24 protein-coding genes, 3 tRNA genes and 1 pseudogene are annotated in these 25,516 nt (G+C 55.4%); 8 read left to right on the forward strand and 20 right to left on the reverse strand.

What is annotated here, in order from left to right:
- The 12 genes and pseudogenes from GKG34_RS14300 to GKG34_RS14350 all read right to left on the reverse strand — a co-directional run.
- Positions 1 to 347 (reverse strand): annotated as a pseudogene (locus tag GKG34_RS14300) (type IV secretory system conjugative DNA transfer family protein); the annotation flags it as partial.
- Positions 344 to 802, reverse strand: coding sequence for a PcfB family protein (locus GKG34_RS14305; protein WP_005945262.1), 459 nt, complete (start codon positions 800 to 802; stop codon positions 344 to 346). The pseudogene GKG34_RS14300 and the gene GKG34_RS14305, both read right to left, overlap by 4 nt.
- A gap of 29 nt (positions 803 to 831) precedes the next feature.
- On the reverse strand, positions 832 to 1,278 hold the full coding sequence (locus tag GKG34_RS14310) for a DUF3846 domain-containing protein (RefSeq protein WP_005945265.1): 447 nt from the start codon (positions 1,276 to 1,278) through the stop codon (positions 832 to 834).
- Positions 1,202 to 1,402 (reverse strand): hypothetical protein, encoded by a 201-nt coding sequence (locus GKG34_RS15725; RefSeq protein ID WP_082210873.1) that lies wholly within the window; start codon positions 1,400 to 1,402, stop codon positions 1,202 to 1,204. Before GKG34_RS15725 ends, GKG34_RS14310 begins: the two co-directional genes overlap by 77 nt.
- Before the next feature lie 41 nt (positions 1,403 to 1,443).
- Positions 1,444 to 1,683: a hypothetical protein gene (locus tag GKG34_RS14315; protein ID WP_005945268.1), complete on the reverse strand. Its 240-nt coding sequence runs from the start codon at positions 1,681 to 1,683 to the stop codon at positions 1,444 to 1,446.
- Positions 1,684 to 1,693: 10 nt separating this feature from the next.
- Positions 1,694 to 2,164: a hypothetical protein gene (locus tag GKG34_RS14320; RefSeq protein ID WP_005945271.1), complete on the reverse strand. Its 471-nt coding sequence runs from the start codon at positions 2,162 to 2,164 to the stop codon at positions 1,694 to 1,696.
- Positions 2,165 to 2,229: 65 nt separating this feature from the next.
- Positions 2,230 to 3,162, reverse strand: a complete 933-nt coding sequence (locus tag GKG34_RS14325) for a ParB/RepB/Spo0J family partition protein (protein ID WP_044954160.1) — start codon at positions 3,160 to 3,162, stop codon at positions 2,230 to 2,232.
- Complete coding sequence (locus GKG34_RS14330) at positions 3,119 to 3,952, reverse strand: ParA family protein (RefSeq protein ID WP_154256642.1); 834 nt, start codon at positions 3,950 to 3,952, stop codon at positions 3,119 to 3,121. The genes GKG34_RS14325 and GKG34_RS14330 overlap by 44 nt, the downstream gene beginning before the upstream one ends.
- Entirely contained in the window at positions 3,952 to 4,848 is an 897-nt protein-coding gene (locus GKG34_RS14335) for a DUF6017 domain-containing protein (RefSeq protein WP_154256644.1), read from the reverse strand. The genes GKG34_RS14330 and GKG34_RS14335 overlap by 1 nt, the downstream gene beginning before the upstream one ends.
- Positions 4,811 to 5,065, reverse strand: a complete 255-nt coding sequence (locus tag GKG34_RS14340; RefSeq protein WP_154256646.1) for a hypothetical protein — start codon at positions 5,063 to 5,065, stop codon at positions 4,811 to 4,813. Before GKG34_RS14340 ends, GKG34_RS14335 begins: the two co-directional genes overlap by 38 nt.
- Positions 5,062 to 5,322, reverse strand: a complete 261-nt coding sequence (locus tag GKG34_RS14345; RefSeq protein ID WP_154256648.1) for a hypothetical protein — start codon at positions 5,320 to 5,322, stop codon at positions 5,062 to 5,064. Before GKG34_RS14345 ends, GKG34_RS14340 begins: the two co-directional genes overlap by 4 nt.
- A 396-nt stretch (positions 5,323 to 5,718) precedes the next feature.
- Positions 5,719 to 5,792 (reverse strand) — tRNA-Arg (locus GKG34_RS14350).
- Positions 5,793 to 6,152: 360 nt separating this feature from the next.
- Here GKG34_RS14350 and GKG34_RS14355 point away from each other — a divergent pair.
- Positions 6,153 to 7,538 (forward strand): potassium transporter TrkG, encoded by a 1,386-nt coding sequence (locus GKG34_RS14355; RefSeq protein ID WP_154256650.1) that lies wholly within the window; start codon positions 6,153 to 6,155, stop codon positions 7,536 to 7,538.
- A 399-nt stretch (positions 7,539 to 7,937) separates the two neighbouring features.
- On the opposite strand, the gene pepT is transcribed toward GKG34_RS14355, so the two are convergent.
- Positions 7,938 to 9,155, reverse strand: coding sequence for a peptidase T (gene pepT / locus GKG34_RS14360; RefSeq protein ID WP_005945298.1), 1,218 nt, complete (start codon positions 9,153 to 9,155; stop codon positions 7,938 to 7,940).
- 208 nt (positions 9,156 to 9,363) lie between these two features.
- Between pepT and GKG34_RS14365 the strand changes: the two genes are divergently transcribed.
- Positions 9,364 to 10,359, forward strand: a complete 996-nt coding sequence (locus tag GKG34_RS14365) for a D-isomer specific 2-hydroxyacid dehydrogenase family protein (protein ID WP_097773899.1) — start codon at positions 9,364 to 9,366, stop codon at positions 10,357 to 10,359.
- Positions 10,360 to 10,652: 293 nt separating this feature from the next.
- Here the strand turns inward: GKG34_RS14365 and GKG34_RS14370 are convergent, their stop codons facing one another.
- Entirely contained in the window at positions 10,653 to 11,732 is a 1,080-nt protein-coding gene (locus GKG34_RS14370; RefSeq protein ID WP_005945310.1) for an ATP-dependent 6-phosphofructokinase, read from the reverse strand.
- A gap of 280 nt (positions 11,733 to 12,012) precedes the next feature.
- Here GKG34_RS14370 and GKG34_RS14375 point away from each other — a divergent pair.
- From GKG34_RS14375 to GKG34_RS14400, 6 genes are all read left to right on the forward strand, one after another.
- A tRNA-Gln gene (locus GKG34_RS14375) sits at positions 12,013 to 12,086 on the forward strand.
- A gap of 34 nt (positions 12,087 to 12,120) precedes the next feature.
- Positions 12,121 to 12,196, forward strand: a tRNA-Pro gene (locus GKG34_RS14380).
- 572 nt (positions 12,197 to 12,768) lie between these two features.
- The gene (locus GKG34_RS14385) at positions 12,769 to 14,379 is read left to right on the forward strand and encodes a glycosyltransferase family 39 protein (protein ID WP_173015264.1); all 1,611 of its coding nucleotides are present in this window, start codon (positions 12,769 to 12,771) and stop codon (positions 14,377 to 14,379) included.
- 109 nt (positions 14,380 to 14,488) lie between these two features.
- Entirely contained in the window at positions 14,489 to 15,328 is an 840-nt protein-coding gene (locus GKG34_RS14390; RefSeq protein WP_005945318.1) for a CPBP family intramembrane glutamic endopeptidase, read from the forward strand.
- A 158-nt stretch (positions 15,329 to 15,486) separates the two neighbouring features.
- Entirely contained in the window at positions 15,487 to 15,741 is a 255-nt protein-coding gene (rpsO, locus tag GKG34_RS14395; protein WP_005933138.1) for a 30S ribosomal protein S15, read from the forward strand.
- 277 nt (positions 15,742 to 16,018) lie between these two features.
- Entirely contained in the window at positions 16,019 to 18,169 is a 2,151-nt protein-coding gene (locus tag GKG34_RS14400; protein ID WP_120079681.1) for a polyribonucleotide nucleotidyltransferase, read from the forward strand.
- A gap of 79 nt (positions 18,170 to 18,248) precedes the next feature.
- Here the strand turns inward: GKG34_RS14400 and GKG34_RS14405 are convergent, their stop codons facing one another.
- The 6 genes from GKG34_RS14405 to GKG34_RS14430 form a co-directional block, all read right to left on the reverse strand.
- A complete protein-coding gene (locus GKG34_RS14405; protein ID WP_154256654.1) occupies positions 18,249 to 19,115 on the reverse strand; it encodes a SpaA isopeptide-forming pilin-related protein in 867 nt (288 codons plus the stop codon).
- A complete protein-coding gene (locus tag GKG34_RS14410) occupies positions 19,102 to 19,947 on the reverse strand; it encodes a class C sortase (RefSeq protein WP_154256656.1) in 846 nt (281 codons plus the stop codon). Before GKG34_RS14410 ends, GKG34_RS14405 begins: the two co-directional genes overlap by 14 nt.
- A gap of 79 nt (positions 19,948 to 20,026) precedes the next feature.
- Positions 20,027 to 21,634, reverse strand: a complete 1,608-nt coding sequence (locus GKG34_RS14415) for a SpaH/EbpB family LPXTG-anchored major pilin (protein ID WP_154256658.1) — start codon at positions 21,632 to 21,634, stop codon at positions 20,027 to 20,029.
- A 103-nt stretch (positions 21,635 to 21,737) separates the two neighbouring features.
- A complete protein-coding gene (locus GKG34_RS14420) occupies positions 21,738 to 24,350 on the reverse strand; it encodes an LPXTG cell wall anchor domain-containing protein (protein WP_154256660.1) in 2,613 nt (870 codons plus the stop codon).
- A gap of 15 nt (positions 24,351 to 24,365) precedes the next feature.
- A complete protein-coding gene (gene lepB, locus GKG34_RS14425; RefSeq protein ID WP_120079691.1) occupies positions 24,366 to 24,956 on the reverse strand; it encodes a signal peptidase I in 591 nt (196 codons plus the stop codon).
- A complete protein-coding gene (locus tag GKG34_RS14430) occupies positions 24,953 to 25,495 on the reverse strand; it encodes a hypothetical protein (protein WP_005945339.1) in 543 nt (180 codons plus the stop codon). Before GKG34_RS14430 ends, lepB begins: the two co-directional genes overlap by 4 nt.
- Positions 25,496 to 25,516 lie beyond the last annotated feature (21 nt).

The raw sequence follows: 25,516 nt of genomic DNA on the forward strand, positions 1-25,516 counted from the left end.
TCGGCGAACTTTGGTGCCATGAACGGCTCGATATCTTTGGGTCCGCCCCACCGGGCAGAGCCGTACTCCATGCCGTGACGGTACTTCTTGGCGTTTTTGCCTTTCAGGTACACCGCCAGCCGCATTCCAGCGCCGCAGCACAGACCAATGAACAAGTCAAATGGGTGCAGGCTGGGCAGCGGATTGGCAAACGCTGCCGGGATAGTTCCCATCAGCGATACGATTTTATCGCCCAGTTCCTTGCCCACGGCCAGCCGCCACGCCTCGCCCAGATTGGTTGCCAGCAAGCCGATCACCACATAGGGCAGATAGAGCGCCAGCAGCTTAGAAAGCTTCTTTTTGCTCATAGGCTGCGCTCCTCCTGCTTGTGCCGCACTTTGTCCGGCAGGTTTGCAACGGACTGCGCCAGATCGTGCAGCTTTGCCAGCACGGAAGGACGCTTGGTTTTATCCAGCACCGATGCCGAATATTCCTTGAACGCTGCGCTCAAGGCGTCTGTGTCCTGTGCCTTGAAGTAGATCAGATACCGGGGCGGCGTGCAGGACAGGTCTTTCTGGATGGCGTAGTCGATGTGATACCGCTTAGCATAGCGGTCAAAATCCCTGATGCCGGTTTTCTGGATCTCCACATTGGTCACGCCACGGTTCTGTCGCACTAGCCGCTTCATGGACTGCTTGCCCTGCGAAGCGTGCTTGTCGTACTGCCGCAGCAGAAACTGCATCCCACGCAGCAGGGTGCGGGCAGACAGTTTTGTGGTCGAGATGGCAAGGTTGACCGTCTTATGCTCGATTTCTTCCTGCATCGTTACCACCTCCTGTGCAGAAAATCGCCTTAACGGTCATGTTCCACCGGGGGCTTACTCACAGCCTTTTCTGCATCACTCTGAACTGATTCATCCGAAACCGGAATGACCATCAGGCGACGCCCCAGAGGGAGAAAGGCTTCGGGTTGATGGAATTCTTCTTCATACTTCTGCGCCAGCTCCGGGGAGAGCGATACAAAATCTTCCTCGCCCAGACCTACCACCAGAAAGGTTCCGGCAATAACATCGTACATCAGCCCGTCCTCGTCCCATAAAGCCCGGTTCAGCGGCAGACCCATAAGCTTGCCGTCATCGTTATAAACGATGGCAACCGGATCTTCAAAAGGGTAGCTTGCGCCGATGGAGCCGCCGACAGCCTGCTGTAATGCTTTCAGGTCGTTATCGATCTCGACCTGCTGCGGATACTGCCCCGGCGCAATTTTCAGCACCGACAAGGTGTTCTCGGTCTGTTCCATTATCTTCCTCCTCGAATTTGATAGTGATTTCCTGCCCAGCACGCGCGGCGTTCAACAGAGCTGCCACAAAGAAGCCGAAAAAGGCACCAGCTTCAAAAATGATAAACGAATAAATAAAATTCATAGCAAACCTCCTACATTGACTGAACTGTGAGAAGAATCCTCTCAGGGAGGACGAGGAGTGCTAGACGCGGTGACGGTATGCTTAGTGGAAACATTGGCATGAGTATGCGGTGCGGCATCGGTAGAAAAATAGTCGTACAGAGCATCCCGCAGAGAATGGAAGCAACGAGCATGGTAGTCGTGCAGACGGAGAACCAGAATCTTCAAAACATCAACGGCGGAACAGTAAAAGTCCTCCGTGACTTCTGCGAAACTCTCATAGCGGGTCATTTCGGTATCCATGCTGCACCTCTCAGTCAATGCAGATGCAGACCATCTTCTCGCGGCCAGCCATCAGAGGGACGCTGTTCTCGCCCAGATAGCACTGGATCAGATACAGATTACTGGTGGTAAGGGCAACAAAGCTGCCATTGGTGTCGTAGCGGACAAAGACAACGGCACCGGACAGATACCGCTTGCCAGCCAGTGTGATGACCTGACGAGGGTCGTAACAGAGAGCCAGCGGCACATCGTCGCTGATGCTGTAGCAGGAATCTGCTTCATCGAAGCAAGGCAGGTAACTGCGAACGTTCGCCAGCGGAGTGATAGTCAGTTCAATCTCCGGGGCAATCACAGCGGCGTAAACTTCATCATCGCCGAGCTGCCGCTCCAACACATCGCTCATCTTGTTAAAGAAGTCGGTCACGGCAGTGTCCATGTGGTTGATTTTCTGATTCATGGCTTCGATGGTCTTTGCGGTCTTGAGATCAATGGTAGTGTTCATAGTGTTTTTCTCCTAATTTTTGCAAAAAAGAAAGACCCGGTCGGGTCTTACGTTCAAAAGGTGTATCAGCGTTCATTCTGCCGCTGCTGTTTACGCTGCCACTGATCCAGCAGCTTGATGATGGTGTCCTCCATCTGTTTCGGGGTGAAGCTGCGCGGGAAATACTTCCGCAGGGTGTCGTTTTTGATGACCACTTTGTCCAGTTCGTTCTTTTTTTCTTCTCCCATGACAGCAAAGGCAACATCATACGAGAAGTGCCCTTCCTGTGCCAGCTTTTTGAGCCGTTGCGCTTGGGAAAGGGATGGAGCATTCTGGGTGTCTTGCATCGCTTCTAAAAAATCCCGCTGTTGGCTTTCGTCCAGATAGGACAACTCCACAGCGGGATTAAAAGCAATTTTCTTTTCGTCTACCATATCCAGCAGTTCCGGGATGAGGTTGGTCAGGCGGATAAAACGCTGGACTTGCTTATAACTTTCGCCTGTTCCTTCAGCAACAATCTCTGTACTGCGTTTCCCGAAATAATCTGGGACAACTTGTCCCACATTTTTGGGTCGTCCAACAGTTCGCTCGATTGCTTCCAGCTTCATCTTGTAAGCGAAAGCCCGTTCGCTGGGCAAGATGTTCTCACGTTGGAGATTGCTGTCCACCATGAGCAAAACAGCGGCGTCATCATCCATTTGACGGACAATAACCGGCAGGGTGTCCAGCCCGGCAAGCTGTGCAGCGTGCTGACGGCGGTGCCCGGAGATGATCTCGTAGCCACCTTCCGGGCGTGGGCGTGCAATCAGCGGAGAAAGCACACCGTACTGCTCCACGCTTTCCACCGTGCGCTGCATGGATTCATCGTCCAAGACCTTAAAGGGGTGGTTTTTGAAAGGGAACAGCTCTCCGATGGGAATCTGCTGCACCTGCTCCCGCTGCTGTTCCTGCCGGGATTCCTCGGTGGAGAAAATGTCATCTGCCCCTTTCAGCGACACGTTTAAGCTGTTTTTCGGCATTCGCCATCACCTCCTTTGTCAGAGAGCGGTAGGCTTCTGCCACCTTGCCTTTGGGGTCGTGCTGGAAAATGCTCTTGCCTACGGCGCTGATCTCCGCAGCACGGACAGACCGGGGAATGGTCTGGTCAAACACCTTGATCTTGCTGCCGTAAGCACCCCGAATCAGATTGTCGATCTGCTGCCCGTAGTTGGTGCGGCTGTCGGTCATGGTGAGCAGGATGCCCTCGATTTTCAGCTTCGGGTTGATCTGCCGCCGGACTTTCTGCACCGTCTGCAAAAGCTGTTCCAAGCCTTTTGCAGACAGATACTGCGCCTGCACAGGAATCAGGGTGGTGTCTGCTGCTGCCAGTGCGTTCACGGTCAGCATCCCAAGGGAAGGAGTGCAGTCCAGCAGAATGAAATCGTATTCATGCTTTGCACCTTCCAACACCTGTTTCAGCATCTTTTCCCGGTTCATGCAGTTAACGAGAGACACTTCCATCCCTGCCAGTTCGATGTTGGCTGGAATCAGGTCAACGCCCTCCGCATGGTGCAGGATACCTTCGCCGGGCGGAATACTTTGGTCGTTCATGGCTTTCTGCATCAGGGTGGAAAGGGTTGTGGGCAATTCATCGGGCTGCTGCCAGCCCATGCTGATGGTCAAGCTGCCCTGCGGGTCAGCGTCCACCAACAGGACCTTCTTGCCCTCCATCGCCAGACCGATGCCCAGATTTTCACAGGTCGTGGTCTTGCCGGTGCCGCCTTTCTGGTTGACGATGGCTATTGTGGTTGCTTTCTTTGAAATTTTCATCACCTCCGCATCGCTAAGTCATGGTTGGTTTGGTTCTGATAGAAAAGCTGCATCGTGGTGGGTGCGTTATACAGAGAAGCGAGCAGATATTGTTTCATGTTTCGGATTGGGCTGCTGTTCTCTGCAAGGCACTTCAGCACAAAACGGATGTGGTCGGCGTTCAGCTTCATAAAGCGGCTGCGTACCACCTCAGCGGGTTTATCGTCCCCGGCAATGCGCAGCGTCTTGCGCTTGGTGGCACAGGTGTCCACCAGCAAATCCATGATCTGATAGATGGTATCCTCATCGTCCGGGCAAAGCCGGAGCAGAAGGTCTACCTCCAAAGATTGAGAAAAATATTCCTCCAGTTGTTCACGTTCGCTCATCCAGTCGTTTTCATCGGAAGAGATAGGATCAGTATCGCTTATCTCTGTATTATTTCTCTCAGTCTTATTACATCGTAGTTTGGCCGGGTCTTGAAGCGTATTCTGGACGACTCCAGAATCGTCATTATCACGATTCAGAAAGCGTAGTTTTGACGATTCTGACGAAAAATTCTTCACATAGATGAGATCGGGCTTGCCCAGCCCCCTCCGTTTGCGTTCAATCAGGCCGTACTCTTCCAGTTCTCGCAGCAGCTTGGTAGCCTTTTTATCGGCACAGCCCAGTGAATCCTGCACCTCCTGCACAGTATAGATGATGAACACCCGCCCAGCTTTGTCCAACCAACCATTCCGGGCTGAAAGGCTCATGCGGTCCAGCAGGATACCGTACAGGGTTTTGGCATCTGTGGAAAGCGGTTGGAAGCGGCTATCCTGAAACAACAGCTTGGGAATCCGGTAGAAGGAGAACAGCTCGCTGGACTGCCCATAGAAGTAATCAAGGTCTGTGGTTCTTGTCGGCTTTTTTTCGGGCATAGAGAATATCCCATTTTTCAGGTGTGGAACGGAATACATTGACCTGCTTCTTATAAGGGCAGTGGGCATACAGGCAGGTGCGGAACTTGAAATCGGGTCGATAGTACGGGCACAGCTTGCAGCTGTCCGGGGCACGGTCGGAACCTTCGCCAGCGGCGATCACATGGTGCATGGAGTGCTGAACATGGCGCAGAGCTTCGTTTCGCTTGTGGCTCACTTGGCATCACCTCGTTTCTCCAGCGGTGCCATCAGGTCTTTGTAGCAGGGAACCAACACACAGGGCTTTGCCCGCTTGTAGGGGCACCCTTCGCACTTGCTGGGGCCTTTGGGCGGCTCGATCAGATAGTAGCAGTTCTCTTTGCCGAGAACGCAGCCCTTCTTTCGATTCTTCCAGAAGAAGCAGTGCCGGCAATCTGCCGGGCGGGAAGCATGGTAGCGGATACCGTCGATCGTGACGGTCAGAACTTTTTTCATCGGTAAACCCTCCTTTGGTGGATTCGGGAAGTTCGGCCCGAAAACAAAAAAGCGCGTTCCTCTTTCTGTTCCGAGAGAACAGCGAGTGAACGCGCTATGTATGGAGAAAAGTGTTTTGCACGGCTTCCAGCAGAAAGGTGGAAAATAGATTCACACAGATTATCTTGTATTTACATGGATTTACAGGAAAGCGGCTACCAATTTTAGCAGAGAGCCGGAAAACAGAGTTCAAAAGGTGCTTTATGGGGCTTCATTAGCTGGAAACCTGATTTTATTAGCTGGAACTGAAAATTCTGCTAATGGCATTAGCTGGCTAATTTTGGTGATAGGTTCAAAATGAAAAATGCGAAGATCGTCTTTCACATGGAAAAATGACCTTCGCATTTCTTAAAAGAATGTCCCTACCCGGGTTCGAACCGGGGGCGTTTCGCTTAGGAGGCGAACCCTCTATCCAGCTGAGGTATAGAGACATATATGTATTATCGTTGATTTTTGACTTTTCTGCACTTTGTATGGAATGCTTTTCACAACGAAGTAACCGACTGCATTGCAACCGGAACGGTGTTAAACTTGTTGCATCAAAATTTGTTGGGAAAATCTCGATCCCCGGTCTTGCTTTTGATTAGAGCAATCACTTCTGCCCCCAAGGTATCAGGTTGACCGAATTCTTAGGAGGCTTGCGCTCTATCCATCTGAGCTACGGAGACGGATGCCCTATTATAATACAGCATTTTGCGGATAAAATCAAGTTGAACCGGAGGGCAAAATGGTGTATGCTATAGAGGAAATGAAAATAGCCGCGGCAGGCTTTGCCGCGTGCGGAGGAACTTATGGAAAAGGCAAAAGGGAAAAAGCTGTTTTACCGCCCGGCGGGCAAGCGCAAGGGGATGTATACGCCTACGCAGATCATCTGTGTGAGCTTTGTCATCGTGATCGCGCTGGGCACCTTTCTGCTCAGCCTGCCTGTTGCCAGCAAGCATGGGCGGCTGGATGTACTGGATGCCATGTTCACCGCCACAAGCGCTACCTGCGTTACTGGTCTGATCGTGCGGGATACCTGGACCCAGTTCACCTACTTTGGGCAGGCGGTGATCCTGCTGCTCATTCAGGTGGGTGGTCTGGGGTTGGTCACCCTCACCAGCTTCTTCGCGCTGGCTATGCGGCGGCGCATGGGCTTCCGCGATCTGCGGCTGCTGGGAGAAAGCGTCTCAGCGGACGGATATGCGCAGGCCAAGGACGTGCTGAAGATCGTGGTGGGACTGGCTGGCCTGTTTGAAGGCATTGGCATTGTGCTGCTGCTGTTCGCCTTTGTGCCGCAGTTCGGGCTGGAAGGCATCTGGGTGAGCGTGTTCACGGCCATCTCGGCTTTCTGTAACGCGGGCTTTGATCTGTTTGGCCGGTTCGGCCAGTATTCCTCACTGGCACCCTATGTGAACAATTACTATGTTCAGGCCGTTGTGATGTTCATGATCATCTCCGGCGGTCTGGGTTTCATGGTATGGGTGGAGATCGGTCAATACCGCAAAAAGCACCGGCTTTCCCTGCAGGCCAAGGTGGTGCTGAGCTTCTCGGTGATCCTGTGGCTCGGCGGCGCGGCGCTCATCGCGCTGATGGAGTGGAACAATCCTGCCAGCATGGGCGGGCTCTCTGTGCCCGGCAAGCTGATGGCGGCACTGTTCCAGTCGGTGTCCACTCGTACTGCGGGCATGAATACCATCGACCTTGCGGCCTGCGGCCCCATCACCAAACTGCTGATGAGCGCGCTGCAGTTCATTGGTGCGGCACCCGGTTCCACCGGCGGCGGCGTGAAGGTGACTACGTTCGCCGTCATCATCCTGACGATCCGCAGTGTGGCTCAGGGCCGCGACGACTGTGTGATCGCAGAGCACCACATCGAGTCCAAGACGGTTTATCGTGCTTTGACCATTATCGTGCTCGGCGGGCTGGCGGCGGTTGGCTCGGCTGTGGTGGTGTTCTATAACACCTCGGACGCTGTGTCGGTCATTGACGCTATTTTCGAGTCCTGCTCTGCCTTTGGCACAGTTGGCCTTTCGGTGGGCGTTACCGCTCAGCTGAACCGGGGCGCAAAAATCCTGTATATGCTGGTCATGTTCATGGGCCGTGTCGGCCCGGTGTCGCTGGCCATGAGCCTGACGGCAAAGCCGGACGATAACAAACGGAAGATCATGCCGGTGGGGCATATCAACGTTGGTTAAACGATTTTGAATGCCCTCCTAGAGTTGCGGCTCCCAGCATCCACTTCATGCCTTGAGCGGCATTCGTGTCTTGCTGGCCGCGGCCCCAACAACTCCTCCCTGCTTCTGCCGCAGGCAGCGGTCGTCGTCGTTGTACTCTGGGCATGTTCAGTGGAATTTGATTTTTATTTTTCGCATTTGTCGCAGCCCCGACGCTTGTCAGGGCGAATCCCTTCCATCTGCTAACGCAGATCGCTCGCCTGCTTGAAAGCCCCACTGGGGCTTTCATTGCTACGCAACTGCAGGGCTGCTCCAAATGCATTTTCACGAGTGGAGTCGTAGAGATAAGCGTCAGAGTATAACAAAAGTGGGTGCTATCCGAAAATAGCACCCACTTTTTGGTATATTGAAAAATAAAATTTACTCTGCGTACAGCTTGATGATGTTCAGCAGGATCTCGGTGCAGCGGTCCATGCGCTCAGCGGTGATGCACTCGCATACGCCGTGGAAATTGAAGCCGCCGGTGCCCAGATTGGGGCAGGGCAGGCCTTTCCAGCTCAGCATAGCACCGTCGGTGCCGCCGCGCACCGGAATTTCTTCCGGTTCCAGCCCGGCCATGCGGGTGGCCTTGCGGGCGGTCTCTACTAAGTGGAAATGCGGCTTGATTTTTTCCAGCATGTTGCGGTAGCTGTCCTTGATCTCCACGGTCACAGTGCCTTCGCCGTACTTTCCGTTCAAAAATTCGGCAATATCCAGCATGTTGTCCTTCTTGAACTGTAGCTTTGCGGCATCGTGGTCGCGCAGGATGTAGCCCAGCTTTGCGGTGGTCACATCGCCGTACATCTGGCACAGGTGGTAGAAGCCCTGCCGGCCCTCGGTCGTTTCGGGGCGGGCGGTGATGGGCAGCGCCTGATGAAACTCCATGGCCACATTGGAAGCGTTGATCATGGTGTCCTTGGCGGTGCCCGGGTGCACCGAGAAGCCGCGGATGGTCACGGTGGCGGAAGCGGCGTTGAAGTTCTCGTACTCAATGGAGCCGGCATCGCCGCCGTCCACCGTATAGGCAAAGTCGGCACCGAAGCCCGGAATATCGAACAGCTCTGCACCCTCGCCGATCTCTTCATCCGGAGTAAAGGCGATACACAGCTTGCCGTGGGGCAGGCCTTTTTCCTGAATGGTCTCAACAGCGGTCAAAATTTCGGCAATACCGGCCTTATCGTCGGCACCCAGCAGGGTGGTACCGTCTGAGGTGATGAGGGTCTCGCCCTTCATGGAAGTAAGGAAGGGGAACACAGAGGGCTTCATCACCATGCCGGTGGCGGGCAGAGTTACGTCGCCGCCGTTGTAGTTTTCCCACACAACGGGCTGCACATTCTCACCGCTGGCATCGTCGGCAGTGTCCATGTGGGCAATCAGGCCCAGAGCGTGTTGATCCTCACAGCCGGGCGTGGCAGGCAGGGTGCCATAGACGTAGCAGTGCTCGTCCACATGGGCATCCTCCATGCCAAGGGCCTTCATCTCATCCACCAGCTGGCGGGCAAGGTCAAACTCCCGTTCAGCGGAAGGGTGCGTACCGGAGTTTTCGTCCGAGGTGGTATGCACCCGGACATAATTCAAAAGCCGTTCATAAGCGCGCATAAGGCACACTCCTTTTATATTTCAGTGATGTATACTTCTCAGTTCCTTTATCATACCCTCTTTTCCGACAATTTACAACTGTTTTGCGCGCATTCATATGGAAAGATGAATCCTCATTTTTAAGGTGAACAAAATTCACGCAGTAAAATGCATCCATCTGTGCAGAACGTGCTACAATAGGTACAAAATAAGCTGGGAGGGAAGTTTTATGGCAACAAAAGTCTTTTTTTACACCCTGCGCCCCTACGATGAGCTGGGCATCGCGCAGCGGCTGGCACCGCAGCTGGACGTTGAGTTTGGCTCTACGCAGGAGTATCCAACGCTGGAAAACGCTGAACTGGCAAAGGGCTATGATGCCGTGTCGGTAACGCCTTGTGATATGAGCGCGCCCATGGTCAAGCGGTTTCACGAGCTGGGCGTAAAGTCCATCTGCTGCCGTTCCATCGGCTATGACCACGTAGACCGCGAGACGGCCCGGGAACTGGGCATGAAGGTGGCCAATGTGGACTACCCGCCAAACGGCGTTGCAAACTTTGCCATTATGCTCATGCTGATGAGCCTGCGCAAGGCAGGGCACATCCTCAAGCGCGGCGAAGCGCAGGACTACTCCCTGCAGGGAAAAATCGGCCGCGATATTTCCACCTGCACTGTGGGTGTGATCGGTACAGGCCGCATTGGCCGCACGGTGCTGCAGCATCTGTCCGGCTTTGGCTGCCGCCTGCTGGCCTACGACCTGTACCCCAACGACGAGGTAAAGAAGATCGCCGAGTATGTGCCGCTGGAGACCCTGCTGGCGGAAAGCGATGTCATCACTCTGCACACCAACGCTACGGAGGAGAATCACCATCTCATCGACACCAAAGCAATTGAGAGCATGAAGCCGGGCGTGACCATCATCAACACCGCCCGCGGCAAGCTGATCGACAGCGATGCACTGATCGCCGGGCTGGAAAGCGGCAAGATTGGCGCGGCGGGCCTGGACGTGCTGGAAAATGAGAACGGCCTGTACTATTATAATCGCATGGGCGATGTGATCCCGAACCCGGAGCTGGCGGCTCTGCGCAGCATGCCCAATGTGATCCTGACCGACCACACGGCTTTCTACACCCACGAGGATGTGGAGAGCATGGTGCGCGGTGTGCTGGAAAGCGCAGTTGCCTTTGAAAAAGGCCAGCCCACCCGGCATGATGTGACGGACCTTTGATTTGTCCGGCAGACGATTTTGAATGGCCACCGTTGCACTCTGGCCATCTTCAGCGGAAACAGTATTTCTGAATAGAGCAGATCCCGGCAGACTGCGGTCTGCCGGGATCTGCATTTTCACGGGAGGGGGTGCAGCGGAAAACGGCATTCCGTTTGTTTGAAGCATCTGCCGGTTGGGACCCTTCCGGTGAAAAAGGGATTCCTGAAAATCCGCAGATTTTCAGGAATCCCCAATAAAAAATAATTATTCCGCTAAAAATGCTCAGAGCAAAGCGGAGAGCATTCAAATGGTAATCAACCCAGACTGATGCCCATGCGGCGGGCGACGGTGAGCAGGTCGCAGTTCTCCGGCACGTTGCGGGTCTTGCCTGCAATGTCGGCCAGACGGTTCTCGGTGACATGGCGGTTCACCATGGCAACGGTCACGCCGTAGCGCTCGATCTCCACCAGCTTTGCCGCATAGCTGCCGAACTGGGTGGCCAGCACACGGTCGTAGGCGCTGGGGCTGCCGCCGCGCTGCATGTGGCCCGGGATGCACACACGGGTCTCCATGCCGGTTTTTTTCTGCACGGCCTGTGCAATGCGGTTGGTGGCGGTGGTGCCAAAGCCTGCCTCGGCGCGCTTTGCCATCCATTCTTTGCGTTTCATGCCGGCTTCCTCGCAGTTGATGGCACCCTCGGCCACAGCGATGATGGAGAAGTTGGAACCCTTCTTTGCGCGGCGTTCCACGGCAGAACACACACGGTCGATATCATAGGGCTGTTCCGGCAGCAGAATAATATCTGCACCACCTGCAATGCCGGAGTACAGCGTCAGCCAGCCTGCCTTGTTGCCCATGATCTCAATGCACATCACGCGGCTGTGGCTGCCTGCGGTGGTGTGGATGCGGTCGATCACATCGGTGGCAATGTCCACGGCGGTGTGGAAGCCGAAGGTTACGTCGGTACCATAGATATCGTTATCAATGGTCTTGGGCAGGCCGATGATGTTCAGACCCTCCTGCGAGAGCAGGTTTGCGGTTTTGTGGGTGCCATTGCCGCCCAAGCACAGCAGGCAGTCCAGCTTGGCTTCCTTGTAGGTCTTTTTCATGGCGGCAACTTTATCAATGTTGTCGTCCTCCACCACACGCATCATCTTAAAAGGTGTGCGCTTGGTGCCCAGAATGGTGCCGCCCAGCGTCAGGATGCCGCGGAAATCGTCCTCGCACATCTCCTTGTAGTCGCCGTTGATCAGGCCGCTGTATCCGTTCAGGATGCCAACGATCTCCACGTTATCGCCCATGCGGGCATACAGTGCTTTTGCTACGCCGCGGATGGTGGCGTTCAGACCCGGACAGTCGCCGCCGGAAGTCAGGATTCCAACACGTTTTTTCATTCAAAAGCCCTCTTTCATTTGGTATTCAGCGCCGCGCGTTCTGCCTTTCAAAGTCAGTCTGCCCGGAGACCTACCTGTTTATAGTATAAGATTATTCCGGATGGGGGCCGCTGTCAAGAGAAGCGCAGAAAATTTACACGCTTCCACGGTGCATTTCTGCGGGCAGGAGAACAGCGGGAAAACTTTTGCAGAAAAAATAAAAAAATGGTTGACAAGCGCGGGCCTTTTGAGTATAATATCCCTTGTCAGCAGCGCACGGCGCGGCAGACGAACTGAATAATGGGGATTTGCATAGTGGTAGTGCGGTAGACTCTGACTCTACTTGTGGGAGTTCGATTCTCTCATCCCCAACCAAGAAAACCGCAGTCTCAACTGGCTGCGGTATTTTCGGGGCATAGCGCAGTTGGTAGCGCGCCTCGTTCGGGACGAGGAGGCCGTGGGTTCAAATCCCGCTGCTCCGACCAAAAAGAACCAGTACACATTCGTGTACTGGTTCTTTTTTGTCTCCGCGCGGGATTTGAACAGGGCGGCGGTGCGAAGCACCGCAAACAAAGCCATAGTATGGCTTTGTTTAGTGCGAGGGTCCCAACCCGTAGGAATGTCTAACAAGATGCATGCTGCTAACACATTCGTGTACTGGTTCTTTTTTGTCTCCGCGCGGGATTTGAACAGGGCGGCGGTGCGAAGCACCGCAAACAAAGCCATAGGATGGCTTTGTTTAGCCCGCGGGTCCCACCGGCTAGGAATGTCTAACAGGGTGCATGCTGCTAACACATTCGTGTACTGGTTCTTTTTTGTCTCCGCGCGGGATTTGAACAGGGCGGCGGTGCGAAGCACCGCAAACAAAGCCATAGGATGGCTTTGTTTAGCCCGCGGGTCCCAACCGGTAGGAATGTCTAACAGGGTGCATGCTGCTAGGAGCAGCGGGATCTGCAACCCGAAAAGTTTTGACTTGTGTTCTAAATATGATATACTGGAAAAGCAAAGCCATATTTGGCTGCAGAACGGACAAAAAAAGCGAGGAAAAACAGAAACTATGCAGGAAATAAAAAAGAAAAAACGGGCGGTCGCGCTTTTTGTGATCGTTCTGATCTGCCTTTGCGGCTGGTGGGCTGTGCGGAAAGAGGGTTTCTTTCTGGATGAGATCTACTCCTACGGCCTTGCAAACAGCAGTTATGTTCCGTTTTTAAGCTGGCTCCATGGTGGAGAACAGGTGGCAAACGGCAAGCTGCCGGAGGCAGTGTTCACGCAGAGCGAGTTTCTGAATTATGTTGCCCCGCAGGGAAGCACACGGTTCGACTATGCGTCGGTCTACTATAACCAGACGCAGGACGTTCATCCGCCGCTGTTCTACTTTTTGCTGCACACGGTGTGCTCATTATTTCCGGGCAGCTTTACAAAATGGACGGGTCTGGGGATGAATTTTGTGCTGCTGGGCGGCACGCTGGCAGCGCTGTATGCGCTGGGCATGGAGCTGTTTGCAGACTGGAAAAAAGCATTGTTCGTCTGTGCATTGTATGCGTTCAACCGTGAAATGATCTCGAATGTGACGATGGTGCGCATGTATATGCTCATGACCTTGCTGACGATCCTGCTTGCGCTGCTGGTGGCAAAGTCTCTTCGCAGGCCGTCTGTGCCCAAATATCTTCTGATCGGTGTAACCATCTATCTTGGCATGATGACCCAGTATTTCTTTGTGGTCTATGCCTTCCTGCTGTGCGCAGCATATGACCTTTACCTGATGTTCCGGCGCGAATGGAAAAATGCTGCTGCATTTTCGCTTCCGGCACTTGCGGGCGTTGGCGGAATGCTGCTCACCTTTCCGTGCTGGTATGCACAGCTGCACTCGCAGGATACGGTTTCGCTGGAGTCAACAGCAAACAATCTGCTGGATCTGGCGCAGTACCCCAAAGGCCCGCTGGAGCTGATCGGCTGGAGCATCGTCGGCTTTGCTGTAGGCGCAGGCATTATGGCCGTGCTGATCCTGACGAAGCTGGGGCAGCGCTGGCTGCCGGGTAAGTTGCGCGGCACTACGCTGATCCCCGGGGATGTCAAGCTGATCACGGTCCCGGCGCTTGCTGCATTTCTGGTTATCGCGGTGATCTCGCCGTATAAGTCGCTGCGGTATGTGTACCATCTGCAGCCGCTGGAAGCGCTGTTTTGTGGCTGCGGCCTTTTCTCCATTCTGGATACGCTGCGTGCAGGCACCAGAAAGCGCATTCTGCAGATCGTGTGCCTTGCAATGGTCGTGCTTGCATTTGTGATCGAGCCGGAGCGCATGTACAGCGGTACTTATAAGATAGACAAAGAACTGGAACAATACAGTCAGGCCGCCTGCGTGGATATTACCGGGGACCTTGGCAGTTTCACTTCCGGCGTGCAGGAGCTTCTCAAATTTCAGGAGGTCTGTGTGGTGCCGGACGATTCCAGTGAGCTGCTGGTGCAGTATAACACCGGCGAAAATGATACGCTGGTGCTGTTCATTGGCGGCCGGGGGCTGTGGCAGTTCGTGACGGCAGAACAGGTGGAGCAGATTACGGCCCAGAACATGGAAACTGCGTGGAACGTTGCCCGACAGGGCGGCTATGAGGATGTTTCGCTGCTGGCAACGCAGGAGTTTGAACAGATCTTTGTTTTGAAAAAGTGAACGCTTTGCGGCACAGCAGAAGGGAAAACTGCCTTTTTTTGCGCGTGCTATATCGTTTTAAGGTAAAGTGTGCTAGAATAGTACCATCAATGATTCAGGAGGGTATCCCATGCTCAAACGACTGCGCAAAGCGCACCCGATCTTATTCTGCGTTCTGGCAGAAGTGGTCTTTCTGGCAAGCCTGTTCGTAACAGATCTTGTCTTTACCATTGCATTGGTTCTTTTTCGGGCGGATTTTGCGTCCATTGATACATACCTCTACAGCACTCTGCAGGAGCTGGTGGGGGCCATGGTGGCAGTGCTGTTTCTGGTACGGACAGACCGTGCTGGGCTGCTGCGCCGCCGCGGCAGCGGCTTTTTCAATGGCCTACTGGTGGGCATGTACCCGCTGGTGTTCATTGGCTACAATGCCTTTGGGTCGCTGGTGCTGGGCCGGCCGGAGAACGGCGTGCTGCAGCCTGCGGCACGCATCTGCACCTTCCTTGTCAGCATGGCCATGGTGGGTGTGGCCGAGGAATTCATCTTCCGCGGTGTCATTGCCCAGACCCTGCTGGAGCACTTTGGCACCAGCCGCGCCGGTGTGTGGAAGGCCTGCCTTTTGTCCGGTGTGCTGTTTGGTGCGGCGCACCTGACCAATATCCTCAGTTCGGCACCCTTCGGTGTGCTGATGCAGTGCGTGTTTGCAGCATCGCTGGGCACTCTTTTTGCGGCGATCTACTTCCGCACTGGCAATTTGTGGGTGACGGTATTCCTGCATGGTGCCATGGATATTTCGTCCATGCTCATCGGTGGGCTGTACGGCACCACTACCGTGGCCGATGCGGTGAGCGGCTACGATGCATCCATGCTGCTTTCGGTGCTGCTGTATCTGATCCCCACCGCAGTTCTGCTGCGCAAAAAGAAGCTGCCGGAGGTACAGCTGTACTGGCACCAGTACGTAAAAAAATAAAGGCAGGATGCAAAAAATATCCTTGCATTTTGCACAGGGTTCTGGTATACTGTATCTGTTACCGTGGTACGGGGTTGGGAGTATGCCCGCTTTTTGGGAATGCCGTTTCCCGCCGCTGTTCCATTGGCACATAAAATTTTATAAAGAGGTATGTAACTATGAACAAGCAGGAAGTTATGGCCAAAGTCGCTCTGACCGAGAAGGACACTGGCTCTCCCGAAGTGCAGGTCGCTCTGCTGACCGCTCACATCAACGAGCTGAACGAGCACCTGAAGAAGAACCCGAACGATCACCACAGCCGCCGCGGCCTGATGAAGATGGTTGGCCGCCGCCGCAATCTGCTGGCTTATCTCCAGAAGAAGGACATCGAGCGTTACCGTGCTCTGATCGCAACTCTGGGTCTGCGTAAGTAATTTAAACAGAGGGCAGGTACCGCAAAGGTGCCTGCCTTTTGCTTTTGTATACAAATGGCAGCGGCTGCGTATTGCAGCAGTAAATCGAACGCCTGTGCCCCGAATGCTTTTTCATGGCGCGGACGGCTCACATCAACGGCAGAGACATTCCCCCGGTGGGGGAAATATCTCAAACAAAACCGGATGTGAACGGCATGGACGCTGGATTTATTGCTATGATGCGCGTGCCACCGCCTTTTGGATAGAAAAAATCCGAAAAAACAAGGAGGCAAAAACAATGGCAATTGAATTTGGTTCCCGCAGAGAGACCTTTGAGAACTACAAGGTCTACGAGACCATGCTGGCAGGCCGCCCGTTCAAGGTAGAAATGGGCAAAATGTGCGGTCTGTCCAACGCCAGTGCGCTGATCCGCTACGGCGAGACCTGCGTTCTGTGCAATGTGGTCATGAGCCCCAAGCCCCGCGAAGGCGTGGATTTCTTCCCGCTGAACGTCGAGTATGAGGAAAAGCTCTACGCCGCAGGCCGCATCCCCGGCAGCTTTATGCGCCGTGAGGGCCGCCCCGGTGAGCGCGCCATCCTGACCAGCCGCGTGGTGGACCGCCCCATGCGCCCGCTGTTCCCCAAGGAAATGCGCAACGACGTGTGCATCACCATGACCGTCATGAGTCTGGACCCCGACTGCAGCCCCGAGATCGCCGGTATGATCGGTGCTTCTCTGGTCACTGCCGTGTCCGACATCCCGTGGAACGGCCCCATCGGCGGCGTGCAGGTGGGTCTGGTGGACGGCGAGATCGTGCTGAACCCCACGCAGGAACAGCGCAAGGTGAGCGACCTTGCCCTGACCGTTGCCGCCACCATGGATAAGATCGTCATGATCGAGGCCGGTGCCAACGAGGTGGACGAGGACACCATGCTGAACGCTATCAAGGCCGCTCACGTGGAGATCAAAAAGACCATTGAGTTCATCAACCGCATCGTGGCCGAGCGCGGTAAGCCGAAGATCGATTTTCAGGTGGTGGGTCTGGATATGGACGTGTTCCACGCCATCCAGAACAAGTATCTGGACGACTTCAAGGCCGCTATGGACACCGACGACAAGAATGTGCGCGATGCCGCTCTGCTGCCCATCATGGACAAGATCGCCGAGGAGTACCCCGACCTGACCGCTGCAGACCTTGATCTGGTCAGCTACAAGATGCAGAAGTTCGTGGTGCGCCGCTGGCTGCTGGATGAGGGCAAGCGCGTGGATGGCCGCGGCATCAACGAGATCCGCCCGCTGGCTGCCGAGGTGGGCATCCTGCCCCGCGTGCACGGCTCCGGTATGTTCACCCGCGGCCAGACGCAGGTGCTCACCACCTGCACTCTGGGCGGCACCAAGGACAACCAGCTCATGGACGACCTGACCGATGAGCAGACCAAGCGCTATATCCATCACTACAACTTCCCGCCGTACTCTGTGGGCGAGGCCCGCGCACCGCGCAGCCCTGGCCGCCGCGAGATCGGCCATGGCGCACTGGCAGAGCGTGCTCTGGTGCCCGTGCTGCCCTCTCTGGAAGAGTTCCCCTACACCATCCGCTGCGTGTCTGAGGTGCTCTCCTCCAACGGTTCCACCTCTCAGGCATCCATCTGCGGCTCTACGCTGGCCCTGATGGACGCAGGCGTGCCCATCAAGGCACCCGTTGCCGGCATTTCCTGCGGCCTGATCACCGAGGGCGACCGCTGGATGACCATGCTGGACATTCAGGGCGTGGAGGACTTCCACGGCGATATGGACTTCAAGGTGGGCGGCACCCGCAAGGGCATCACTGCCATCCAGATGGACATCAAGATCGATGGCCTGACCTACGACATCATTGCCGAGGCTTTCGAGAAGTGCCGCAAGGGCCGCCTGTATATTCTGGACGAGATCATCAAGCCGGTGATCGCAGAGCCCCGCCACGAGCTGAGCCGCTACGCACCCAAGATGTTCAGCATGATGATCCCCACCGATAAGATCAAGGACGTGATCGGTAAGGGCGGCAAGGTCATTCAGGACATCTGCGCTACCTGCAACTGCAAGATCGACGTGCAGGAGGACGGCCATGTGTTTGTCTCTGCTGTGGATCAGGAGGACGCAAAGCGCGCCATCTTTACCATCAAGACCATTGTGGAGGACCCCGAGATCGGTGCCATCTACAAGGGCAAAGTGACCCGCCTGATGAACTTTGGTGCCTTCGTTGAGATCGCACCGGGCAAGGAAGGTCTGGTGCACATCTCCAAGCTGGACACCAAGCGTGTGGAGCGCGTGGAGGATGTGGTAGCCGTGGGCGATGCCATCGTGGTCAAGGTGACCGACATCGACCAGCAGGGCCGTATCAACCTGAGCCGCCGCGATGCCATTCTGGCGCTGGAAGCCAAGCGCGCCGAGCAGCAGGCACAGCAGCAGTAAACCCTGACTGCATAAAAGAAACCGAAAAAGAGGACCCGATGCATCTGCGTCGGGTCCTCTTTGTTGTATCAGAATAAAATTATACTGTGCGGTACTTGCGATCCAGCGCCCAGCCGAATGCAAACAGCACCACACCGCTGACAGCCAGCACCGGCACGGGCCAGTTCAGCTGACCGGTCTGCGGCAGACCGCTCATTACCGGGTTATCCGGGTGGCCCGGCAGAACGGGGCTGTCTGGATTACCGGGTGCTGCCGGATGATCCGGATGGCCCGGAGCCACGGGATTGTCCGGATTACCGGGAGAGACCGGGTTATCCGGGTTGTCCGGCGGGGTAGGCGTATCAGGATAATCGGGCGTAGGCGGGGTAGGGGGCGTAGGCGGCGTGTCCGGCTTGGTGGGGGTGTAAGCACCCACCTTGGGGCTGGCATCCACCGCATAATTCCACTTGCCATCCTCCGCCATGGGCAGAGAGACAAGGAACGGATTGATCGGCTCATAGCCCTTGGAAGCCTCGGTCTGCACGATCAGATACAGGCCCAGCTCCAGACCACGGAAGGTCACGTTGCCGTCCGCATCAATGGTCTTTGTGGTGCCCTCGGCGCTTTGGGGCAGATACTCCTGCAGCTGGGCCGCAAGGGTGCTGTCGGTCAAATCACCCAGCGCAATGCCGCAGCCGTAGAAATCGCCGCAGTATTCGTAGCTCAGGTTGCCGTTTTGGCGCTTTACCTCGGCCACACGGTACAAAGTGAGCTTGCCGCCGCTCAGCGCCTTATCGTTGGCGCTGTCGTACAGCGTAACGCAGATGGTGCCGGTAGTGGGATTGCCGCTGCTGTCCACCAGCTTGATGTTTGCGCTGGTGGCAAGGGCAGGCAGCGCACTTGTTACCAGAAGGCACAGCACCAAAAGCAGGGCCGCAGCGTGCTTTTTGAGATCAGTGCGTTTCATGTTTTTCACCTCTTGTAGATTTGCGTTTGCGGTTGGAGAACAGCAGCCAGAGCAGCAGCACCAGCAGCAGGGGCAGTGCCATGATGGGAGCTGTGATGATCGGTTCGATCTTGATGGCATCGGCTGTTACACGGATGTGCTTGAGCTTGTCCGGCGTTTCGATGCGCCGTCCCCGCACCAGAAGGCGGTGGGAGTTGATGCCGTAGGGGGTGCAGGTCATCAGGGTGACGTAATCCTTGCCGTCCACCACCTTGAGGTTGTCGGTCTCGGTGGGCAGTACAATGGAGATCTGGTCCACCTCATAGGTCAGCACCCGGTCCAGGATCGTGATGGTGAAGGTGTCGCCCACTTCCAGCTGGTCCAGATTGGTGAACAGCTTGGCGCTGGGCAGGCCCCGGTGAGCCGAAATGACCGCGTGGGTGCTGCCGCCGCCCACCGGCAGGCTGGTGCCCTCCAAGTGGCCTGCGGCGATCTGCAGCACGCCATCGCTGGTGCCGTGGTAGATGGGCAGCTCCACACCGATCTTTTCAATGGTGATGTAGCCCATAATGCCGGTGCCGGTCACATCCAGCGTGCTTTCGTAGGTGGGAAAGCGCTGCGGGAAATACAACGCATCCGGGTCTGCGGCGATCTGCGCATTGAACGCATCTGCCGCCTCGAAATAGGCGCTGTAGTCTGCATCGGTCAGATTGTCCACATCCTCGGCATAGGTGGCCACAGCACGGGACTGATGCAGCTGGTTGACGTAATCGCTGAGGGTGGGGTATAACATCACGGATAGACCCACGAAAAAGACGAGGATCAGGATGACGGTGCTTTTGTTCTTTTTCATGGGCTACTCCCTAATGTTATAAGGATAGGAGCGGGGGCCTTGCGGCCCCTTTGCTCCGGGTTCTTGGGGGAAATGGAGCTTACTTGTTCTCCATGCGCTTCTTGGTGACCAGCAGAACGATGGCCGCAACCATCAGGCCGCCGCCGACCACATAGAAGATGGTAGTGCCGATGCCGCCGGTGGAGGGCAGGGTAATGCCGCCGGCTTTTTTGTTGATGATGGTGGTGGACAGTTTGGAGCTATCAAGATTAACTCTGTTTCCGTCGTGCGTTGCAGAAATGACGATTGGAGTATCGGTACAGGTACTGTAACCTTCAGGAGTGGTGGTCTCCCTCAGGTAGTAGGTGCCAGCGTCCAGACCCTTGACATTGAACTGACCATTAGCGGCGGATTTCATTTCAACAGCTTCTTTACCGGTTGCGTTCTTGATGGGGTAGTAGAATTCGCCGTCTTGGTAGAGCTTCACTTCATTCTTACAATCCGCATCGCTGTACAGCTTGAAACCAGCGCCCGCCAACTCGTTGCCCGGGGTATCATCATCGTGATACTTGGTGTTGTTCAGCTGGTAGGTGTACACATAGACTTCGCTTTCGGGAGTGTAGTTGGGAGTGTAGCCCCAGTATTCGCCGTCGGGTCTGGGGTTATTAGAGTACTGGAGCCGTACGCTGTTTTTGTTCTCGGCAGAGCCATTGACAGCGGCATTTTCGTTCAGGTGTGCAGTATAGGTGACCGTAATAGTCGCGCCGTCATTCAAATTGAGCCCTGGTACACAGGTCTTGACATTATCAATGCTCAGTTTGAAGAAGGACTGAGGATCGTTCGGTGTAAGTGTATAGTTAGCAGCATCGATCACTTGTGAAGCACCGCCATCGCCATTTGTGATTTCCACCGTATCCAATTTGTCAAAGCTAATGCCATTGGACAAGGTATCATTGAAGCAAACAGTGTACTTATTATAGTAATCGTAAGCACGGCCTTCGCTTGCGGGCAACTTAGCGATCAGCCTGAACTTGAACTCTTCGTTGATTGCATGGTCAGCGGAACTGCCCCAACCGTTATTGTCACCAGAAGAGCTTCCATCGTCGTTGTCGTAGACTTTCTTCTCAACAGTGGGCTTTACAACCTTAGGCGTAATTTGAACGTGATAGTGGTCTTTGTTAACCTTCAGCAGGAAGGAATTGTAGGCATGATAGGAATCGTTATTAGCGTCACTGCTAAAGGAGGAAGTATCAACGATCAGATAATAACCTGCCTCTTCAAGTTTGAAGCCATTGGTGTGACCACCTTGAAGGACGGGTGTCGAGTCTCCATCCGAGTAGACATAGTTGCATACACAACGCGCAAAAGCGATGCTGTTATTATCGGAATCACTCCATTGGCTGATAACCGCAGCAGCTTCCTGAGGAGTGAAACTAGTTTCAAACTTATCGCCGATGGTAAGATCTTCCGTCAACTGCGCCAGAAACTCGTTAGGATGAGCGATGCTGCTGCCCCACCCAACGTTGGAAATCGTATTGTCATCACTAACATCACCCGTGAAGATCTGGAAAGCGTCGTAACAGTGGTTTTGGCCGAGGTCCTCCTCAGTCTCCCAATAGTTGCCTGCAAACGCCGGGATCGCCATGGCGCACACCATGGCAACTGCCAGCAGTGCGGCCAGCAGCTTTTTGATTACTTTCTTCATCATGATTTGCGAAAGTCTCCTTTCAAGTTTTTCTGATTCCTATTTTCAGGGTCTGCTTCCGGCGCAGAATCAATTTTGCCGCCGTGTCAGGAAGGATGCAGGCTTTTTAACGTGCCCTCCTTTCGCGTCTGCGCTTTCTGCAAACCCCGCACACCAGAGCGGCAAGCATCAGCGCACCGCCGCCTGCTGTATACAGTTTGGTACCGGCCCCGCCGGTAGAGGGAAGTTCGTAGTCGGACGGATCGGCCTGACTGGTGATCACAAGGCTGTCGGTTTTTACCGACTCTTCGGCATCATCGCTGATGGGCGTATCCAGAATCTTGATGTTATTGATTACTTTACCGTCAACAGCCGTTTCGCCAAAGTCCTTCAGCTTGACGGTGTAGCGGATAGAATAGGTGCCTGCGGCAATGGGGGAACCGGCAGAACCCAAGGTGATCTTGCGCTCACCATTATCATCTTCCCAAGTGATGCCGAGCGTTGTATTGCCGTTTTCCATGCTGAGCCGGAGCGAGTCTTCGACATATTCGGCGGTTACGCCGGTGGGCAGGGTCATGCTGTCCGCAAGCGTCAGCGGGCCGGCCTGTTCGTTCTGGACCACAAGCGTAACAGTGTAATCCAGGTAGGCGTCGCTGCCATCGGGGCGCGGGTCCTTCACGCTCTGGTTAAGGTCATAGTTCTTATCGTCTTTTTTATCCTCATCGGGGGTTTCATCCGGGTTGATGGTGATATTAAGGATGTAACCTTCTTTGACCTTGATCTGATTAAAGCCGCTGCTGGTGACCTCGCTCTGGTTCCACTGGAAATTGAAGGCAACGTTGCTGGTGACCTTGGCATCGGAAGGATCGGCGCCTGCCTCCTCTTTCTGCTTGATATAGTTTTGGTCGTACCGCAGCACGGCGTACCAGCAGCCGTCATTCCCCTTGAGCAGCTGGTAGCTGCCGCAGGTGTCATAATTGCCGGTATCTTCCAGTTTGCCGGAGATAAGCTCATCGTTCAGCACATCAAAGCTCTTGGGCAGTTTAACATGGACACAGTAGTCGTTGTCATCGATCGCTTTGGCCGGGATATCTGTGACGGTAAGGCTGCTGTGCAGAAGCTCCGAAATGGTGGTGACGTTGGTATCCTCGTATTCAGTGCCATTCTTGCGCTGCACCTCCAGAGCAGTGAGGTAATCCAGTGCATCCAGACCTTTGATGGTGGTAATGGCATCTGCGTCATCTTCAACTTTGTAATCCGGCGTAGCCACGCCGTAATCGGCCTGTTGCGCATTTGCCACAGACACCAGCGTTGTCACCTGCGAAGCATTCAGCGTGACTTTAGCCACCTTGCCGTCCACATCGCCGGAGATCACGGTCAGGGTGCCGAAATCTTCGTCCACATCGCTCACGATGCCAACGGTGCTGGCATCCACGGTGTATTCCTCAATGTGGGGCGCGGTGTCGGTGGTGGCCGCAGCATCCATGGAGAGCAGGGCAATGTCGGCATCGGCGGAATCATCCTGCACCTGCAACGGCTGGCTTTCCGCGGCTACAGCCTTGGTCACGGTGCCATTGTAAATGACGATATCACCGGGCATTGCGGCATCAGACGGCAGATCACCGTCAAAATCCATGGCATAGCCGCTGCCGGTCTCTTCGTTGTACAGCGCGCTGCGCAGCTGGCTGTGCAAAGACAGCACGCTGGAAACCTGCGGGATAGCGCTCTGGGGGATATCGGCATATTTCAGGCAGTAGGAAAGGAACATCACGTCCCATGGGCCGTAGTCGTTGCCGTAGTCGTTGCCGTAGCGGGTGTAGTGGCGCACGGTCTCGCCGTCGGCATCGTCCAGCTGGAAGTTGCGCTCGCTCTGCTCATATCCCAGCTGGCTCTCGGCTACGGCCAGCAGGTCGTCGGCCCAGTTGCCGCTCAGCGTGGTGCCGGTCTGTGCCAGCCATTCGTCCTCGTCCTGCGTGCCGTCCAGCGGGTCGGACAGGCAGTTCACCGTGTGGTGATGCTCCGGCAGGCCGCAGACCAGCACTTCCTCGTAGCAGGCATCGGTGTGGTGGTGCACCGGGGTCTCGATCACAGGATCGACCACCACGGGCTTTGCGGCCACCGGCTCCTCAAACAGGGCCACCGGGTCATAATCGGGGTTCACTTCTTCTACAAGCTCGCCCTCTTCCAGACCGCACACCAGCTCATAGGTGGTGGTGTAGCAGCTGTCGTCGTGGGTGTGCTCGAATTTATCGCAGATGAAGGTGACACCATCCTCATCAAAACAGCTGTCGTCGTGGGTGTGCTCTTCTTCCAGGCAGGTCAGCTCCTGCACTTCCTGGTAGCAGTCGTCGGTGTGCTCATGGGGCACAAAGATGTACTCCGGCTCTGCGGAATGGGCTGCAATGCCGGGATCATCCGCATCCACGCCGAACGCATCATCATCCATGTCGAATGTATCATCAAAAGACATGCCGTCGTCCGTCATGGTGGCGTTCCAGTCCTCCGGTTCGCCTTCCTCATAGCCGCACACCAGCTGCTTTTCATAGCAGGCAGCGGTGTGCTCGTGCTCCAACTCGCCGCACAGATAATCGGCCGTCTTGGCAATGCCCACGCCGTGCAGCTGCCAGTTCACGAACAGGCTGGTGGTAAGCGCCAGTGCCAGCAGCAGCGCAGTATAGCGTCTGGCGCGCTGGTGGTTCCGACGGAACTTTTTCTGATATTCTTTCACAATATCCCGCATGATTCCTAAACCTCCTTAGTGGATCAACGAGAAGTTGGACAAGGGCCATACCCGCAAAAAAACCTTGCCTACGATCTGACTTTTTTCCACACAGCCGATCACACTGCTGCGGCTGTCAATGGAGGTGGCCCGATGGTCACCCAGTACGAAATACCGGTTTTCCGGCACCTGATAGGGAAATTTGATGTCGCATTCGCCCAGAGCCAGTTCATCTACATAGGGCTCATCCAGCGTCTGGCCGTTCACAGTGACCACACCGTCCTCGTCCAGTTCGATCACATCACCGGGCAGGCCGATGATGCGCTTGAGCAGAAGCTTGTTCTGCCAGTAAAATCCGCAAAGGTCGCCGGTCTTCATGTCGCTGTCCTTGACCAGCAGAATGATGTCCCGGTCCTGCAGAGTGGGGTTCATGCTGTCGCCGGAGACCTGCAGCACCGGCAGAAACAGGGTGGCCAGCAGCACGGCAACGGCCGCGACCACCAGCAGCGTGTAGACCGTGCTGCGCAGCACCCGCATATAACGGCTGCGGTAGGCCAGACGTTCGCGCTCTGCTTCCACCTCTGCTGTGGATGGAATGGGCGTGAACCTGATCTTTTGCTCTTTCATTTGGCACGCTCCTCCGGCAGGAATTCCGTGCTGTGATAGCCGTCCAGCAGTTCGCTGGCCCGGCGGTCAAAAGCGGCCCGGCGCTGCTGGATCTCCTGCTGCGTCCGGGCAAGCATTGCCTTGCAGTCCGCTTCGGTCTGGGCGCGCTTGCGTGCGGCGGCTTCCGTTTCCGCGTCGCACTGCTGCTGGGTACGGGCCTTCAGGTTCGCAGCCTCGGTCTGTGCCTGTGCAAGGATCTGCTGGGCTTCGGCTTCCGCCTGAGCGCGCAGAGCGCTGGCAGCGGCATCGGTGTTTTTGTTTGCTGCGAGCACCGATGCAACGTATTCATCAGCCGCAGCCTGCGCCGCTTCAAACACCTTGTTCAGCTCCAGTGCAGCCTGCGCAATGGAACCTGCGTTTTCAATATGGATCTGCCGTTCCTGCAGCTGGGCAGACAGGGCAGCGTTTTCTGCCCGGAGCCGGTCCTCGCTCTGCTTGAGCGCCAGAATGATCTCGACTAATTCGGTGCGGCGCATGTGCCGCAGTTCACGGTCTGGCATAATGATCGATTTCTCCCGCAA

Source organism: Faecalibacterium sp. BIOML-A4, assembly GCF_009679665.1.
Lineage (GTDB): Bacteria > Bacillota > Clostridia > Oscillospirales > Ruminococcaceae > Faecalibacterium > Faecalibacterium taiwanense.